The following is a 17,953-nucleotide window of genomic DNA, read 5'->3' as shown; positions in this document are numbered from 1 at the left end:
TCAGTCATGCAGGGCATGCATACTTGCGGCCCAATCCCGTTCTCCCGTCCCTCGGAGCTGATTTCATGAACGACCACACCCATCACCAGTACGACCTTGAACTCGACGGCATCCGCACCCGCGTGTTGCAGATGGGCGGCTATGTCGAGCTGCAGGTGGTCAAGGCCCTGGAAGGTTTGCTCAAGGGCGAGATGGACGTCATCGACCGCGTGATCGAGAACGATCACCGTGTGAACGAACTGGAGCGCGAGCTCGACGAAGCCTGCGCGCAGATCATCGCCAAGCGCCAGCCCGCGGCCAACGACCTGCGCACCATCATGAGCGTGTCGAAGGCCGTGACCGACCTGGAGCGCATCGGCGACGAAGCCAAGAAGATCGCCAAGATGGCCAAGGTGCTGCACAGCGGCGACGCCGGCAGCGGCATTCCCCGCGTGCAGCTGCGCCACCTCGGCAACCTCGCCATCGAACTGCTGCGCAAGTCGCTCGACGCGATGGCCCGTCTGGACGTGGATGCGGCGCTGGAAGCGCACAGCGAAGACAAGCAGCTGGACACCGAATTCAAGTCGGTGATGCGCCAGCTCATCACCTTCATGATGGAAGATCCGCGCACGATCTCGCGTGGCATCGACGTGCTGTTCGCCGCCAAGGCTTTCGAGCGCATCGGCGACCACTCGAAGAACCTGGCCGAGTACGTGGTGTTCCTCGTGGAAGGCCGCGACGTGCGCCACGTGAAGGACGCTCAGCGCAAGGTCTGAGCGTTACCCAGGACGCCGGCGGGCATTCGCCCGCTCAGGCGTCCTGACGACTGGCGAGTGGGCTGGTGTCGGCGCGGGCCAGTTCTTCCCGCAGGTTGTGCAGCAGGTTCTCGATCTCCGCAATCAGCTTCTCGCAGGCCGGCGTCAGCGGTGTGGTGCTGGCCCGCTTGCAGGCATTCTCCAGCGTCGTCGCGGCAGCCATTGCCGTGCGGGCGCCAAAGTTTCCCACCGCACCACGGGCCGTATGCGCGGCGTGCGCCAGCTCCTCGCGATCACCGGCCGCCAGCGCGCGACGCAGCCGCGCGATCAGCGTCTCGCCGTCACGCAGGAAGATGCGGGCAATCTCGTGCAGCAGGTCGAGGTCCCCGCCGATCTGCTCAAGCACCTCTTCGCGATTGAAGCTGGCCGTGGTCGGCAAGGGCGGTGGTGCGGTCAACGGGGCGCGGCCTTCGGTGAGGCGGCCCAGTTCCCGCGCCAGCGCCGCCAGTGAAATCGGCTTCGTGACGTAGCCGTCCATGCCGGCGGCCATGCAGCGTTCGCGATCGCCACTCATCGCGTGGGCGGTCATCGCGATGATGGGCATGCGCACCCGCTGCATGTTCTGTTCGAGCTGGCGGATCGCCTGGGTGGCCTCGAAGCCCCCCATGATCGGCATCTGGACATCCATCAGCACGGCATCGAAATGTTCGTTGCTGCGCAGCGTGTCGAATGCCAGCTGGCCGTTGTCGACGACCAGGGTGGTGTGCCCGAGCTTTTCCAGCATCCGCAAGGCCAGCGTCTGGTTGACCGGGTTGTCTTCGGCCAGCAGCAGGCGCAGCGGGCGCGTCGGCGCGGCGCTGGCAGCATCCGGCAGCAGGTTTGCGGCGGGTGCGTCGCCGTCGGCGACCTGGAGCGCGATCAGGAAGCTGAAGGTACTGCCGACACCGGGCGTGCTGACCACGATGAGACGTCCGCCCATGGCGTCGACCAGGCGGCTGCAGATGGCGAGCCCCAGCCCGGTGCCGCCGAAGCGGCGCGTCGTGGAGGTGTCCGCCTGCGAGAAGGCCTCGAAGATGAGCGCCTGCTTGTCTGCCGGAATGCCGATGCCGGTGTCCTCGACGGCCACGCGCAGCGAGATCGTGCCGGCGTCGTCGGTCGCGTTGTGCAAACGGTCCACCGATACGCTGACGCCGCCTGCCTCGGTGAACTTCAGCGCGTTGGAGAGCAGGTTGAGCAATACCTGGCGCAGCCGGTGCGGGTCGCCGATGAGGCGTGCCGGCAGATCGGCGTCGATGCGGGACTCCAGCTCCAGGTTCTTGTCCTGCGCACTGCGCGTCAGCATGCGCAGGGTGCCGTTCACGCAGTCCCGCAGGGAGAAGGGCACCTGCTCCAGCTCCATGCGACCAGCCTCGATCTTCGAGAAGTCGAGGATGTCGTTGATGATGGTCAGCAGCGAATCGGCCGAGTCGCGCACCAGCTGCAGGTATTCGCGCTGCTGGTCGTCGAGCCGGGTGTCGAGCGTCAGCTCCGTCATGCCGATGATGGCGTTCATCGGGGTGCGGATTTCGTGGCTCATGTTGGCCAGGAAGTCACCCTTGGCGCGGCTGGCTGCCTCGGCTGCTTCCTTGGCGCGAAGGATGGCGCGTTCGGCGGTCTTGCGTTCGGAGATGTCGGTCATGGTGCCGACAATGCCGGCGACGCTGCCGTCCGCGTGGTAGTACAGGGTCTTCTGGTACAGCGTGTCGATCATGTCGCCGCGACGGTTGCGGATCACCGTCTCGAAACTCTGCGCGCCGCCTTCGCGCAGCAGGACGATGTCGCGCTCGTGGTGCCAGGCGGCCATTTCCCGGTCGTCATACAGGTCGAAGACCGTCCGGTTGATCCACTCGTTGCGGTCGATGCCGAAGAAGGCTTCGCAGGCGCGGTTGAAGGCCAGGTAGCGGCCGCTGCGGTCCTTCATGTAGATGCTGTTCGGAATGCTGTCGATCAGGCTCTGCATGAACTGCAGCTGGTCCTGCATCGCGCGTTCCGACAGTTTCCGCGCGGTAATGTCGGTAACCGTGCCGGTGTAGGCCAGGAAGCGTCCGGTTTCGTCGCGGCGCGCGCGGCAGAACACTTCCAGCCAGCGGATGCCGCCGGACTTGGTGAGGTAGCGGAATTCCTGGTGGAGCGTGTCGGTCTCGCCGCGGAACAGCGGCTTGAAGGCTGCGGTGATGCGTGGTCGTTCGTCTGCTGGCGCGAAGTCGATGACCGAACGCCCCAGGCCTTCATCGATCTCGTACTGGGTGATGGTCTTCCAGGCCGGGTTGAGATAGGTCCATCGCGACAGCGCGTCGGTTTCGAAGACCAGCTCGGACAGCGATTCCACCGTGTTGCGGAAGCGCGTCTCGCTGACCACCAGGGCCTGCTCGGCGTGCTTGCGCTCGGAAATGTCGCGCAGGAAGGCGGAGTAGAGCGGTTCGCTCTCCGATGGAATGCGCACCACCGCGAGTTCGGCAGGAAACACCTCGCCGCCCTTGCGCTGCATGCTGACCTCGAAGCGCTGGCCGAACATCCCCGCGGCCTGGCCATGAAGGTAGTGCTGCAGGCCTTTCAGTCCGCTGCGCTGGAGGCCGGGCGGGACGATGAAGGCATCTGCCGGCTGCAACAGGACTTCCTCGCGGGTGTAGCCGAAGATGCGCTCCGCCGCCTCGTTGAACTCCTGGATGCGGCCATCGCCGTCCATCGAGATGATGGCGTCCAGCGAGGACTCGACGATGGCGCGCTTGCGTGACTCGCTCTGGGCAAGCGCAGACTGCTGCTCGTGCAGCCGCGTCGACGTCCAGTTGAGCGCCCGCACCAGGGCGTCGATGTCTTCGACACCGGCGTCGGCGTCCAGGGTGCGTCCGTACTCGCGGTCCAGCCGCTCGGCGAAACCGGTGGCGGCGCGCAGGCGCAGCAGGGGCCGGCGCAGGAACAGCAGGACGAGGATGGACGCGCACAGGGCGGCGGATATGCCGACCACTACGCTGTCTATCATCATGCCCTTGCGCAGGCTGGCCGCCTGGCGGGTGCTGTAATACAGGTGGATCCAGCCGACGTGGTAGCCCGGCACGATGGGTTGCCACACCTCCAGCAGCGTCTCCTTGTGGCTGATGTCCGGATTGTCGGTGAGGCGCACCTCGGTCTGCAGCTTGCCCGGTGGCATCACGGGCCGCGGCGCTTCGTCGGGCCGCAGTACGCCATCATCATGGCGGGACAGGGACGCGAAGGGTTTGCCGGCGGTGCTGATGGCTTCGATGCGCAGCACGTCCGAGAAATCGCGCGCCTGGAGCAGGATCTGTTCGATCTGCGCGGCGTTCTGGCGCTTGACCTCGTTGGCTGCAGCCGCGGCGAGTCCGGACGACAGCGCCACCGCCTGGGCTTCGAGTTGCCTGCTGAGGTGCTCGCCCTGGGTGTGGGCGGTGTAGAAGGCGTAGAGCCCGATCGACACGGAGAACAGCAGCGCGAACAGCACTGCCAGTTGCCACAGCAGACCGCGAGGCAGCCAGCGCCTGAACTGGTCTCCGACCGCAAGCATGGAAACGGGCGCCTAGTCCTGGTAGTGCTGGCGGACGCCCAGCACTTCGCTCCACTGGGAGAGCAGGGCGTCGATGCAGGCCGGGTCGAAATGCGAGCCGGAATTGTCGATGAGGTAGTTGCGCGCCCGCTCGATGTCCCAGGCCGGTTTGTAGGGGCGGGCGGAGGTCAGGGCATCGAACACGTCCGCCACGGCAACGATGCGTCCCACCAGGGGGATGTCGTTGCCATGCAATCCGTGAGGGTAGCCGGAGCCGTCGAATTTTTCGTGATGCGACAGCGCGATCTGGGCGGCCATCTGCAGCATCGGCGAGGCCGAATCCTTGAGAATTTCGTAGCCGATCAGCGGGTGGAGTCGCATGATCTTGAGTTCGTCCTCGGTGAGGCGGCCCGGCTTCAGCAGGATGTGGTCTGGCGTGCCCAGTTTTCCTACATCGTGCATCGGTGCGGCGGTCAACAGGGAGTCGAGGTCGTCTTCATCGAGGCCGAGGTGGCGCGCGATCAGCAGCGAGTACTGCGCCATCCGGTTGATGTGGGCACCGGTTTCCGGGTCGCGGAACTCCGCGGCGCGCGCCAGCCGGACGACGGTTTCGCGTTCCCGCCGCTGGATTTCCTCGGTGGCCTTGCGGACTTCCCGGGCCAGGACGTCTGCCCGTGCGCCCATTGCCGTCATGTGCGCGCGCAGCCGCATCATGTTGCGGACGCGAGGCAGGAACTCGTTGCGGTCGATCGGTTTGGTGAGGAAATCGGTGGCGCCGGCGTCCAGCGCGCCATAGCGCACCTCCCGCTCGGCTGCCGCGGTCACCATCAGGATCGGCAGTTCCCTGAGGTGCTCGGTCTGGCGGCAATGGCGGATGAAATCGATGCCGTCCATGCCCGGCATCATGTAGTCGACGATGATCAGGTCCGGACGGTTGGCCTGACACCACGCCAGGCCGGCCTCCGGTTCCGAAAATACCTGGCAGTCGATGGGCTGCTCGGCGGTCGCCAGCCGGACCACCAGGCTTTGCATGACCACCAGGTTGACCGGCGTGTCCTCGACGATGGCGATTTGCATGAAGTCCCCTGACGCGGGCCGCTGCGCAGCGTATTCCCGGATTCTGTCAGGCATATCGGCCGGGTGCCAACGCGCCTTGAGCAGGTCTGTGTTGTTTACATTGCAGTGCAAATTTATCTTTCCTAACAGAACCGCTACGCTCAGGGTGAACCCCTAGTGGCAGGGCTAAGTGCTTGATTTTGTGCGTTGCACAAGATTCGGTGCTGACGGAATGCTGCGCCGGGGTCGGGGACATGACAAGCGGGGAAATTTCACAAACCGCGGGTAACTAAGGCTAGGGTTTTTGATTATTGACAGGTAACAATCCGCGGCCTGCGCTTAATCTGAAACGAATGCTCAGGGACGTGATGTAACTGGGGTGCAGTTGTGGCAAGCTTGCGGCCCGCCATGTAACAAGTTGCTTGTATGACGACATAAGCGACTTGTATGATGACAAAGTCGGGTGGCGGCGGTTAGTCCGTTGGATTCCCGCACATTTCTTGAAACTAGGAGGACACAATGAGGAACAAGACCTCTCTGAAGTTCGCTCTGGCGGTAGCGTCTGCCGGCGTGGTGGCAATGCCCGCCATGGCCCAGACCTACTCCGAAGCGCCCGAGCTGGCTGCTCTGGTGAAAGAGAAAAAGCTGCCGCCCGTTGCGCAGCGCCTGCCTGAAAAGCCCCAAGTCATTACCCCGCTGGAGCGTAGCGGCAAGTATGGCGGCACGCTGCGCAATGCGCTGCGTGGTAACGGTGACCAGAATGCAATCCTGCGCGTTGTCGGCAACCAAGGCCTGGTGCGCTGGTCCATGGACTTCAACAAGGTTGAGCCCAACGTCGCTGAAAGCTGGACCCTGTCCCCGGACGGTAGCGAGTACACCTTCAAGCTGCGCAAGGGCATGAAGTGGTCGGATGGCACCCCGTTCACCGCTGATGACGTCGTGTTCAGCATGAACGATGTGGTCGGCAACAAGGAATTCCTGTCCAGCCCGCCGCCCGCCTACGTGATCAACAACAAGTATGTTGCGGTCACCAAGGTCGACAACGAAACCGTCAAGTTCAAGTTCGATGGCCCCTATGTCGGCTTCATCGAGCAACTGGCCACCCCGGTGCTGCAGCACCCGACCCTGTGGTCCAAGAACTACTGCCAGAAGTTCCACCCGAAGTACAACCAGAACGTCGCCAAGGACGTGGCAGATGCCAAGCTGAAGGGCTGGTCCGATCTGTTCCGTCGCGAGTGTGCCGACATCGAGCCGCCGGCTGGCGCCACTCGTTTCAGCATGCCGAACCGTCCGACGCTGGATCCGTGGATCGTTGCCGAGCCGTACAGTGGTTCCTCCACCCGCGTGGTCCTGAAGCGCAACCCGTACTTCTGGCAGGTCGACAAGGAAGGCAAGCAACTGCCTTACATCGACACCGTCCAGCTGTCGGTGATCTCCGAAGTCGAAACCATCGTGCTGAACTCGATCAACGGTTCGCTCGACTGGCAACTGCGTCACATCTCGAACATCCAGAACCGTCCGGTGCTGGCCGAGAATGCTGCGAAGGGTGGCTATCGCCTGGTGAGTCTGCCGAACATCAACGCCAGCTCGCTGGCCATGTATGTGAACCAGACTTCGCCGAACGCCAAGCTGCGTGAGCAGATCCGCAAGAAAGACTTCCGGATCGCCCTGTCGCTGGCGACCGACCGCAAGGAAATCAACGACATCGTCTTCCTGGGCCAAGGCGCTCCGTGGCAAGTCGGTCCGCTGAAGCAATCCAAGTGGTACAACGAGAAGCTCGGCACCCAGTACATCCAGTACGACCTGAAGAAGGCGAACGAGATGCTGGACGCCTTGGGCCTGAACAAGAAGGATAACGACGGCTTCCGTCTGTATCCGACTGGCGGCCGTGTCTCGATCAACGTCATCGCTTCGATCGCCAACTCGCACCACATCGAAGGTCTGGAACTGATCCGTCGTCAATGGGCCAAGGCCGGTATCGACATGGTGATCCAGAGCTCCGAGCGCACGCTGTTCTACGATCGTGCTGCGCGTAACGAGTACGACATCTCGGTCGACAACGCTCCTGGCGGCATGGACGCTCCGTTCAACCCGCGTGCTTACCTGTCGCAACACCCGCAAGAGTCTCGTCAGAGCCTGCTGTGGCAGCGCTGGTGGGCGACCGACGGCAAGCAAGGCGAAGAGCCGAGCGCCAGCATGAAGAAGCGCTTCGATCTGTTCGAGAAGTGGCAGAAGGCCAGCAGCCAGGCTCAGGCTGACACGACCTTCAAGGAAATTCTGGCTGAAGCCGCCGAAGCCTTCGAAGTGATCGGTACCGTGCGCCCCGCGTACGAGACCGGCGTGGTGAACAACAAGCTGATCAACGTCTACGACAAGATGCCGTCCGGCTGGACCTACCCGACTCCGGGCCCGGCCCTGCTGCAGCAATGGTCGTACCGCTAAGCTGATCCAACATTAGAAGAAGAGTCTCTCTGGAGTGCCTCAGGGCACTCCCGGGAGAACCTTGCTCCCCAGGTTTTCTTACGACGAGAGCTGTCCCGTGCTTAACTACATCTTCAAGCGCTTACTTTCGGCGATACCGTTCATGTTCCTGGTATCGCTCACCGTGTTCGTGCTCATCCAGTTGCCGCCGGGCGACTTCGTGACCAGTTGGGCGGCCCAGGCTGCTGCAGCCGGTGAGGAAGTGACCCCCGCGATGATGGAAGAGATGCGACGTCGCTTCGGTCTCGACCAACCGCTGATCGTCCAGTACTTCGCCTGGATCGGTGGCGTGGTGCAGGGCAACTTCGGCTACTCCTTCGAGTGGAATGCGCCGGTGGCCACCCTGTTGGGCGAACGCATGGGTCTCACCCTCGTCGTCACTGTTTCGACCCTTATCCTGTCCTGGTGTATCGCGCTGCCGGTCGGTATCTATTCCGCCGTGCGCCGCTACTCCCTGCTGGACTACTCCTTCACCTTCATCGCTTTCGTGAGCCTCGCCGTGCCGGGCTTCCTGATCGCGCTGATCCTGATGTACATGAGCGTCAAGCTCTTCAATGCCGACGTGACCGGCCTGTTCTCGCCCGAGTACGCGAACGCGCCGTGGTCCTGGGGTCGTGTCAAGGACCTGATGGCCCACATGTGGATCCCGGTGATCATCCTGGGTACCGAAGCCTCGGCCTCGCTGATCCGCATCATGCGTGCCAACCTGATCGACCAGTTGCACATGCCGTACGTGGTGACCGCACGTGCCAAGGGCCTGACCGAAACCAAGCTGCTGCTGAAGTACCCGGTGCGCATCGCGCTGAACCCCTTCGTCAGTACGCTGGGCTGGACCGTGCCGCGTCTGGTGTCGGGTGCCGTGATCGTGTCGATCGTGCTGAACATGCCGATCGCCGGTCCGATGCTGATGCAATCCCTGTTGTCGCAGGACATCTACCTCTCGGGTGCGTTCCTGTTGCTGCTGTGCCTGATGACCGTCATCGGCACGCTGCTCTCCGACATCCTTCTTGTGGTTCTTGATCCGCGTATCCGGGTGCAATAACAATGAGTCAAACTCCTACGACGACCGCTGCTCCGGTCAATATGGCCAACCTGCGCGGCGGAATCGAGTACGCCTCGCAATGGACCCTGATGTGGCACCGCTTCCGCAAGCACAAGCTGGCGGTGGCGGGCATGGTGGTGGTGGCGCTGTTCTACCTGATCGCGCTGTTTGCCGAGTTCTTCGCACCGTTCGACCCGGAAGAAGCCAACTCGCGCCTGACCTACCATCCGCCGCAATCCATCCACTTCTTCGACAAGGATGGCTTCCGCTTCCACGTCACCGGCTATCGCCTGGAACGTGATCCGCATACGCTGAAGCCGATCTTCGTCGAAGACGACGGTCGCAAGACGGACCTGGCCCTCTTCGCACGTGGTCACAAGTACAAATTGCTGGGCCTGATCGAGACCGACGTGCACCTGCTCGGCCCCAAGGATCCCAACGAGCGCTTCTTCATCTTCGGTGCTGACCGCATGGGTCGTGACGTGTTGTCGCGCACCATCTACGGTGGTCGCTTCACGATGTCGCTGGGTCTGGTCGGCGTGTGCATCAGCGTGTTGCTGGGTATCACCCTCGGCGGTCTGTCCGGCTACTACGGCGGCAAGATCGACTGGGTCGTGATGCGGGTGGTGGAATACATCATTTCGCTGCCGACGATCCCCATCTGGCTGGCCCTGGCTGCCGCGCTGCCGAAGAACTGGCCGCCACACCTGCAGTACCTCGGTATCACGGTGGTGATCTCGCTGATCGGCTGGACCGAACTGGCCCGCGTGGTGCGCGGTCGCTTCCTGGCCATGCGTGGTGAAGTGTTCGTGATCGCCGCCAAGCTGGATGGCTGCAGCGAACGCCGCGTGATCTTCCGTCACATGCTGCCCTCGCTGGCCAGCCACATTATCGCTGCGGTGACGCTCGCGGTGCCCTTCATGATCCTGTCCGAGACCTCGCTGTCCTTCCTCGGCCTGGGTCTGCAACCGCCGTCCATCAGCTGGGGCGTGCTGCTGAAGGAAGCGCAGAACATCCGTTCGATCGCTTCGGCTCCGTGGCTCTTCATTCCCGGCGCTTGCGTGGTGCTTGCGGTGCTGTCCCTGAACTTCATGGGTGACGGCCTGCGCGACGCCGCCGACCCCTACTCGCATTGATGTGGTGCTGACATGGCAGATAACGTGAATACCAACCCCCGGGGTGCCCATGACGTCATTCTTGACGTCCGCAACCTGAAGACGCACTTCGGCGATGACGACAAGGCGGTCCGCGCGGTCGACGACATCAGCTTCAAGCTGCAACGTGGCAAGACGCTCTGTATCGTGGGCGAATCCGGTTCCGGCAAGTCCGTGACCGCTCGCTCGATCCTCCAGATCGTGGACTACCCCGGCAAGATCTACGGTGGTGAGATCCTCTACTGGGGCGATGAGCAAATGAAGAGCGGCAAGGCACTGGACCTCGCCCAGTTGCACCCGCGCAGCAAGCAGATCCGCAACATCCGCGGCCACGAGATCGCGATGATCTTCCAGGAGCCGATGACCTCGCTGTCGCCGATCCACACGATCGGCAGCCAGATCTCCGAAGCCATCCTGCTGCACCAGAACGTGGACAAGGAAGAAGCGCGCGCACGCTCCATCGAGCTGCTGCGCCGCGTGGAAATCCCCAACCCGGCGGTGGCCATCGACAAGTACACGTTCGAGTACTCGGGCGGTATGCGTCAGCGCGCCATGATCGCCATGGCGCTGGCCTGCAACCCGAAGATCCTGATCGCCGACGAGCCGACCACCGCGCTGGATGTGACCACCCAGGCTGAAATCCTGGCGCTGATCAAGGAACTACAGCTGGCCTACGGCATGTCCGTGCTGTTCATCACCCACGACATGGGCGTGGTGGCCGAGATCGCCGACGAAATCGGCGTGATGAAGAACGGCAAGATGCTGGAGTTCGGACCGTCCGAGCAGATCTTCTACACGGCGCAGCATGACTACACCAAGGAGCTGATCGACTCGGTGCGCAAGCTGGAGACTTCCGCGCGCAAGATGCGCAAGTCCACCATCACCGACAAGAAACTGCTGGAAGTGCGCAACGTCTCCAAGATCTACCCGTCGCGCAAGAGCTTCCTGGGCAAGGCCAGCGATCCGTTCAAGGCGCTGGACAACGTCTCGCTCGATCTGTACGAGGGCGAGAACCTGGGGATCGTGGGTGAGTCGGGCTCCGGCAAGACCACGATGGGCAACTGCCTGATCCGCGTGCTGGAACCGACCTCGGGCGAAATCCTGTTCAAGAAGAGCAACGGCAACATCTCTGACCTGGCCAAGGCCGGCAAGAGCGAGTTGCGCCAGGTTCACCGCGAGATCCGCATGGTGTTCCAGGATCCGTTCGCTTCGCTGAACCCGCGCATGACCATCGGTCAGATCGTCGGCGAGCCGTTGCTGGTCAGCGGCCTGGCGTCCGGCAAGGAGCTGCGCGACCGCGTCGGCAAGCTGCTGGAAACCGTGGGCATCCCGTCCGCCGCCATGGAGCGCTACCCGCATGCGTTCTCGGGCGGTCAGCGTCAGCGTATCGGTATCGCCCGTTCGCTGGCCCTGAACCCGCGCCTGATCATCGCTGACGAAGCGACTTCGGCGCTGGACGTGACGCTGCGTTCGCAGGTGCTCGACCTGATGCTGGACCTGCAGGAGAAGCTTGGCCTGTCGTACATCCTCATCAGCCACGACATCGGCGTGATCCGTTACTTCTGCGACCGCGTGGCCGTGATGTACAAGGGCCAGATCGTCGAGACCGGCGAAGCAGGGCTGATCTGCTCCACGCCCGAGCACCCTTACACCAAGGCGCTCATCTCGGCTGTTCCGGGGACTCACCCGCGCGACAAGCGCATCGTCAATCGCCACCGTTACGTGGCGGAAGCTGCGCCGGGCAAGGCTGTCGCCTGAACCCCTGCAGCACCCGACAAAAAAAGCGCGGCTCTGGCCGCGCTTTTTTATTTGTCCGCCGTGTTCATGTGTCGGCGGCATGTCTGACATTTTGGCGCTTTTTTACAGTGCAATTGCTGGCTTTGTCTTACTGCAATGCAGCTTGCACTGATGTCGGGAAATGCTAATTTAGGTGGGCCGATCGCCCGATTCGCCATGAATCCGCGCGCGCCGGCCACGATAACAAGCTGTAGCAGTGCATGTAGCAAGTAGTCATACCTACAAAAAGCAGGAGACAAACATGACACGCAGCATCCCTTCGCCTCGCTGGCTGACGGCGACGGCCATTCTTTCCGCATATCCATCGAATACGCGCACCGACGTCTGAGCAGGGCGTCGGTCCCGTGCATCCGCCTGTCATGCCCCGGGAGGGCAGTCGGCGTGTGCGTGCCCGGCCTGTCCGCAGGCTGGAATCGAGCAGCAGGGCGCCTGCGTTGCAGGTGCCTGGTTTTTGATACTGGAGCCAGCAGTCCCGTCGCGGAGATGAGCAAACACTGGGGCACACGATCCCGGCCATCCGCGTCGCACAACCCGAATCAAAGGAGACAAGAGACATGCAGGCGAAGTATCTGTGGGGCCTCGCGGCACTCGCGCTGATCGGCAGCGCCAGTGCGGCCAACCGGCCCAGTGGTTATGTGACCATCTGTTCCGAGAACAAGACGTGCTCGGTCGCAACCCTGACCAACGTGGCCTTCGGCCGCGCTGACAAGTTCCTCTACAAGCAACTCACCGGCAGCTTCGTGTGCAACGAGGCGACCTTCGGTGGGCGCACCGCGGGTGGCGTCAACGAGTGTTCCGCACCGGGTAGCAGCGGCTCCTCCTCTAGCAGCTCGGGCGCCGGGTCATCGTCGAGCTCTTCTTCAAGCTCTTCTTCGAGCTCGTCGTCCAGCTCCTCCAGCTCTTCGAGTTCGTCGTCCTCGTCGACGAGCTCTTCCAGCTCGTCGAGCAGTTCCAGTTCTTCCTCGTCCAGCTCTTCGTCCAGTTCGTCGAGCTCGAGTTCCTCCAGCTCGTCGAATGGTGGTGGCGCACAGCGCATCCAGCTGAGCGACACCGTCGCCGCGCGTTATGACGTTCCGCAGTTCCTGGCAAAGGGCGGCACGCTGGGTTCGCTGGTGACCGACAACTGGGACCCGCGCAGCACGGTGGTGCAGATGCCGGCCAACCCGAACTACACCGTCAGCAAGACCGGCGGTGGCACGCACACCACGGTGCAGGCTGCGGTGACCGCGGCGGCGGCGAGCGGCGTGACGACGCGCCAGTACATCAAGGTGCAGCCGGGTAACTACGAAGAGCTGGTCATCGTGCCGCTGGGCAGCACCATCACGCTGTACGGTGGTGGCAGCGATCCTTCGCAGGTGGTCATTGGCCATCGCGTTGGCGCCAAGACGACCGGCCCGCAGCTCGCCGCGCTGGTGAACCCGGGTGGCGCGGTCTACAACAGCAGCACGCCGGCCGGCATCAAGTCGGTGTACGACGCCTGCGCCAGCAAGTCGGGCAGCATCGGCACGACCTGTTCGTCCACCACGGTCATCAAGGCGAACAACTTCGAGGCGACCAATCTCAGCTTCATCAACGGCTGGGACGAGTCCGCCAACGGTGAGACGCAAGCCGTCGCGCTGATGGTGGAGGGCGATCGCAACCTCTTCACCAAGGTGCGCGTGCTGGCCAATCAGGACACGCTGTACCTGAAGTCGCCGTCGCTGGACGTCATCTCGCGTAGCTACTTCAACGATGCCTACATCGAGGGTGATACCGACTTCATCTTCGGTCGTGGTGTCGCGGTGTTCGACAACAGCCGCATCCACTTCACGCGAGTGCGCAAGCAGACCAGCACGATCGGCGCGCCGAGCACCAACGCGCAGCATGCGTATGGCTTCCTGGTGACGCGCAGCACCATCACGGTCGATCCGGGCCAGGTGTCGGTGTCGTTCGCGCGCCAGTGGCCGGAGTCGTCGAGCAACGGCGGCACGCTGGGCAAGATGATCGTGCGCGAGTCCTACATCGGCGGCGAGATCAAGAACCCGCCGTGGGCCGACTGGAGCAGCAGCAACCCGGTGCAGGTGGGCACGGCCGAGAATCCGTACCTCGCCGAATACCGCAACACGGGTCCGGGCGCAGCGCAGTAAGTGCAGCACTGCAGCGACGGCGCCGTGCTGGACGCGGTGCCGCCGCTGCGTGAAGTTGTGGCAACGGGTGACATTCAGTCTGGGCCTGCATGTCACCCATCGACGGAGCGCCATCCTCCGTGCAGCAGGCGATGGCACACATCAATAACAGGAGACACAGCATGAAGATGAAGTACCTGGTGGCGAGCGTCATCGCCGCATCCCTGGCCAGCACTGCGTTTGCGGCCAACCGTCCCAGCGGCTACGTGACCATCTGCAAGGAAGGCCAGACCTGCTCCGTGGCAAGCTCGACCAACGTCGCGTTCGGTCGCGCCGACAAGTTCTTCTACAAGGTGCTGAGCGGCAGCTTCGTCTGCAACGAAGCGACGTTCGGTGGCAAGACCTCGGGCGGCGTGAACGAGTGCTCCGTGCCTGCCGGCGGCAGCTCGTCCAGCAGCAGTTCGTCGGGTTCGTCTTCCTCGTCGTCCTCGTCCTCTTCTTCATCCTCTTCGTCGTCGAGCTCCAGCTCGTCGTCCAGCAGCTCCAGTTCATCGAGCAGCAGTTCTTCCAGCTCTTCGTCTTCCTCCAGCAGTTCGTCCGGCGGTGGCTTGGTGAACGTCTGTGAAGCTGGCGCGACCATCACGGGCGTGGTGGATTGCGGTGGCAAGACGCTGGGCACCACCTGCGGTGGCGGTAGCGAAGGCCAGTTGCCGGTGCTGACGCTGGCAGGCGGCACCGTGAAGAACCTGCGCATCAACGCGTCGGCCGCCGACGGCATCCACTGCGTGAGCGGTAACTGCCGTGCCGAGAACGTCGTGTGGGAAGCCGTGTGCGAAGACGCTGCGACGCTGAAGGATGCCGGTGTCACCTTCACCATCTCCGGCGGTTCCGCCACCGAGGCGCAGGACAAGGTGTTCCAGCACAACGCCAAGAACAGCACCTTCGTGATCGAGAACTTCGCGCTCTTCGGCAAGGTCGGCAAGCTCTACCGTTCCTGCGGTGACTGCTCGAACAATGGCGGCCCGCGTTACGTGAACATCAACAACGTGACCGTGAACGGCACCATCAGCAGCACGGTGGTGGGCGTGAACCGCAACTACGGCGACAAGGCCACGATCCGCAACCTGAAGATCAAGGGCCTGACCCGTCCGACGGCGACGACCACCAAGCCGCGCATCTGCGAAGAGTGGCGCGGCATCTCGAAGGGTGAAGGTTCGACCGAGAAGTACGGCGAGTTCTTCAACACCGCCTACTGTGATGTCAGCCCGAGCGACGTGACGGCCTTCTGATCGTCCGTCCATCGACTGCATGAACCCCGCGCCGCCTGTGGCGGTGCGGGACACACACAAGAATCAAGGAGACAGAACCATGAAAGCAAAACTGCTGATCGCCGGCGTGCTGCTGGCAGCAACCGGCCTTGCGTCCGCCGCCAACCGCCCCTCGGGCTACGTGACCATCTGCAAGGAAGCCCAGACCTGTTCCGTCGCCAACGCCACCAACGTGGCCTTCGGCCGTGCGGACAAGTTCTTCTACAAGGTCATCACCGGCAGCTTCGTGTGCAACGAAGCGACCTTCGGTGGCAAGACCTCCGGCGGCGTGAATGAATGCTCGGTGCCGTCCGGCTCATCGTCGAGCAGCTCTTCCAGCTCCTCGTCATCTTCCTCCAGCAGTTCCAGTTCTTCGAGCAGTTCCAGTTCGTCGTCGTCCAGCTCTTCCAGCAGCTCGTCGAGCAGCTCCAGCTCGTCCGGTGGCACGGTGCCGCCCAACTCCTGCGTGGCCGGCAGCGTCATCAGCAACACCACGGTGGATTGCGGCGGCATCACGGTGGGCACGACCTGCAACGGCGGCTCGGAAAGCCAGCTGCCGGTCTTCACGCTGAACAACGGCACCATCCGCAACGTGCGCATCAACAAGAACGCGGCCGATGGCATCCACTGCGTGGCCGGCAACTGCCGCATCGAGAACGTGGTGTGGGAAGACGTGTGCGAGGACGCTGCGACGCTGAAGGATGCCGGTGTCACGCTGACCATCGTCGGCGGCTCGGCCAACGAGGCGAATGACAAGGTGTTCCAGCACAACTCCAAGAACAGCACGATCAACATCCAGGACTTCCAGACCTTCGGTCGCATCGGCAAGCTGTATCGCTCGTGTGGCGACTGCACGGCCAACGGTGGTCCGCGTTTCGTGAACATCAACAACGTGCAAATGAACGGCTCGAATGGCGTGGTCGCCGGCATCAACAAGAACTACGGCGACAAGGCCACCATCCGCAACCTGCGCATGAAGAACTTCAACTTTCCGGATGGCAATGGCGAAATCTGCCTGACCCACATCGGCGTGGAGAAGGGCAGCGGCGGCAGCAGCGAAGTGGGCCTGGAGTGGAACACGGCGAACTGCGATGTTTCGCCGTCCGACGTGACCCGCTTCTGATCGTTTCGATGACCTGATGCAGTACGGGGCCGGCATGCACAGCATGCCGGCCCTTTTCAAAACAAGACGGAGACAAAACATGCAATCGAAACACCTCGTCGCCGGCATGCTGGCGGCGGCACTCGCCAGCAGCGCCTGGGCGGCCAACCGCCCTGCGGGCTATGTCACCCTGTGTTCGGAAGGCAAGACCTGCTCGGTGGCCAGTACCACCAACGTGGCCTTCGGCCGTGCCGACCAGTTCTTCTACAAGCAGCTCGCCGGCAGTTTCGTGTGCAGCGAAGCCACCTTCGGCGGCCGCATCGGTGGCGGCGTCAACGAATGCTCGGTGCCTAGCGGCCCGGTCAGCTCCTCGTCCAGCAGCTCGGGCGGCTCCAGCTCGTCGAGCTCGTCCTCCTCCAGCTCTTCTTCCAGTTCCTCGTCGAGCAGCAGTTCGTCTTCTTCCAGCTCGTCGAGTTCTTCGAGCTCCTCGGGCGTCGGTTCGTCGAGCAGCTCTTCCTCGTCCAGTGGCACCGGCTCCAGCACCAGCAGCGGCGGCGCCGTACTGACCAACATCGCGGCGCAAGGCACGGCCAGCTCCAGCGGTGACGACGCCACGAAGCCGGCGGCGCTGGCCATCGACAACAGCTTCTCCACACGCTGGGCTTCCGCCACCAACGTGGCCGGCACCTGGCTGCAGGTCAGCTTCCCGACCGCCCGTTCGCTGGGCCGCGTGGTGCTGAGCGAAAGTGGCGAGCCGTCCAGCACGCACGACATCCAGGTGCTGGTGAATGGCGCCTGGCAGACCGTGTCCTCCGGCACCATCATCCGCGCCAACAAGTCGCATGACTTCGCGCTGGTCAGCACCACGGCCATCCGCGTGTACTTCCCGGCGGTGCAGGCCGGCAAGCCGAACGTCACCGAGTTCCAGGTGTACGGCACGGCCTCGGGCGCAGAGATGTGCAAGGCCGGCAACGTGCTGGTGAACGCGACGGTGGATTGCGGTGGCATCACGCTGGGCACGACCTGTTCCGGTGGCAGCGAAAGCCAGCAACCGGTGATCACGCTGAACAACGCGACGATCAGGAACGTGCGCATCAATGCGGCGGCGGCTGACGGCATCCACTGCGTGGCGGGTAACTGCCGCATCGAGAACGCCGTGTGGGAAGACGTCTGCGAAGACGCCGCCACGCTGAAGGACAACGGCGTGTCGCTGACCATCGTCGGGGGTTCGGCCAACGCGGCCGACGACAAGGTGTTCCAGCACAACTCGAAGAACAGCACCTACTACATCGACGGCTTCAACACCTACGGCCGCATCGGCAAGCTGTGGCGTTCGTGTGGCGACTGCACCAACAACGGCGGTCCCCGCAACGCGGTCATCACCAACACCACCATCAACGGCTCGGCCGGCCTCATCGCCGGCGCCAACCGCAACTACGGTGACAAGGTGACCATCCGCAACATGCGCATCAAGGGCTGGAACGCCGGTGGCTCCGAGATCTGCATGGAGTACAAGGGCGTCGAGAAGGGCAGCGGCAAGAGCAGCGAGCTGGGCCTGGGCTGGGGCACGGCGACCTGCGACGTGACGCAGTCGGACGTCACCGGCTTCTGAACACCACGCAGTCGGTATGAGCAAG

The 17,953-nt window shown here is 63.2% G+C and carries 11 protein-coding genes; 9 read left to right on the top strand and 2 right to left on the bottom strand.

Annotation, left to right across the window (positions count from 1 at the left end; translation table 11 throughout):
* Nucleotides 1–65 precede the first annotated feature (65 nt).
* Complete coding sequence (gene phoU / locus VVD47_RS07545; protein ID WP_327602789.1) at nt 66–755, top strand: phosphate signaling complex protein PhoU; 690 nt, start codon at nt 66–68, stop codon at nt 753–755.
* Between the two features lie 34 nt (nt 756–789).
* Here phoU and VVD47_RS07540 read toward each other — a convergent pair whose 3' ends face one another.
* Both VVD47_RS07540 and VVD47_RS07535 read right to left on the bottom strand, forming a co-directional pair.
* Entirely contained in the window at nt 790–4,293 is a 3,504-nt protein-coding gene (locus VVD47_RS07540) for a PAS domain S-box protein (RefSeq protein WP_327602788.1), read from the bottom strand.
* A gap of 12 nt (nt 4,294–4,305) precedes the next feature.
* Nucleotides 4,306–5,349, bottom strand: coding sequence for an HD domain-containing phosphohydrolase (locus VVD47_RS07535; protein ID WP_327602787.1), 1,044 nt, complete (start codon nt 5,347–5,349; stop codon nt 4,306–4,308).
* Nucleotides 5,350–5,847: 498 nt separating this feature from the next.
* On the opposite strand from VVD47_RS07535, the gene VVD47_RS07530 reads away from it, so the two are divergent.
* The 8 genes from VVD47_RS07530 (at nt 5,848) to VVD47_RS07495 (ending at nt 17,928) form a co-directional block, all read left to right on the top strand.
* Nucleotides 5,848–7,770: an ABC transporter substrate-binding protein gene (locus VVD47_RS07530; RefSeq protein ID WP_327602786.1), complete on the top strand. Its 1,923-nt coding sequence runs from the start codon at nt 5,848–5,850 to the stop codon at nt 7,768–7,770.
* 34 nt (nt 7,771–7,804) lie between these two features.
* Nucleotides 7,805–8,851, top strand: coding sequence for an ABC transporter permease (locus tag VVD47_RS07525; protein WP_327602785.1), 1,047 nt, complete (start codon nt 7,805–7,807; stop codon nt 8,849–8,851).
* 2 nt (nt 8,852–8,853) lie between these two features.
* Nucleotides 8,854–9,987: an ABC transporter permease gene (locus tag VVD47_RS07520; RefSeq protein WP_327602784.1), complete on the top strand. Its 1,134-nt coding sequence runs from the start codon at nt 8,854–8,856 to the stop codon at nt 9,985–9,987.
* Between the two features lie 24 nt (nt 9,988–10,011).
* Nucleotides 10,012–11,763 (top strand): ABC transporter ATP-binding protein, encoded by a 1,752-nt coding sequence (locus VVD47_RS07515; RefSeq protein WP_327602783.1) that lies wholly within the window; start codon nt 10,012–10,014, stop codon nt 11,761–11,763.
* A 593-nt stretch (nt 11,764–12,356) separates the two neighbouring features.
* Nucleotides 12,357–13,928, top strand: coding sequence for a pectinesterase family protein (locus VVD47_RS07510; protein WP_327602782.1), 1,572 nt, complete (start codon nt 12,357–12,359; stop codon nt 13,926–13,928).
* Nucleotides 13,929–14,089: 161 nt separating this feature from the next.
* Nucleotides 14,090–15,196: a pectate lyase gene (locus VVD47_RS07505; RefSeq protein WP_327602781.1), complete on the top strand. Its 1,107-nt coding sequence runs from the start codon at nt 14,090–14,092 to the stop codon at nt 15,194–15,196.
* Between the two features lie 79 nt (nt 15,197–15,275).
* Entirely contained in the window at nt 15,276–16,337 is a 1,062-nt protein-coding gene (locus tag VVD47_RS07500) for a pectate lyase (protein WP_327602780.1), read from the top strand.
* A gap of 79 nt (nt 16,338–16,416) precedes the next feature.
* Nucleotides 16,417–17,928, top strand: a complete 1,512-nt coding sequence (locus VVD47_RS07495) for a pectate lyase (RefSeq protein WP_327602779.1) — start codon at nt 16,417–16,419, stop codon at nt 17,926–17,928.
* Nucleotides 17,929–17,953 lie beyond the last annotated feature (25 nt).

Origin of the sequence: Uliginosibacterium sp. H1 (assembly GCF_036017065.1) — a bacterium.
GTDB lineage: Bacteria > Pseudomonadota > Gammaproteobacteria > Burkholderiales > Rhodocyclaceae > Uliginosibacterium.
This window is presented reverse-complemented; position numbering and strand designations above follow the sequence as displayed.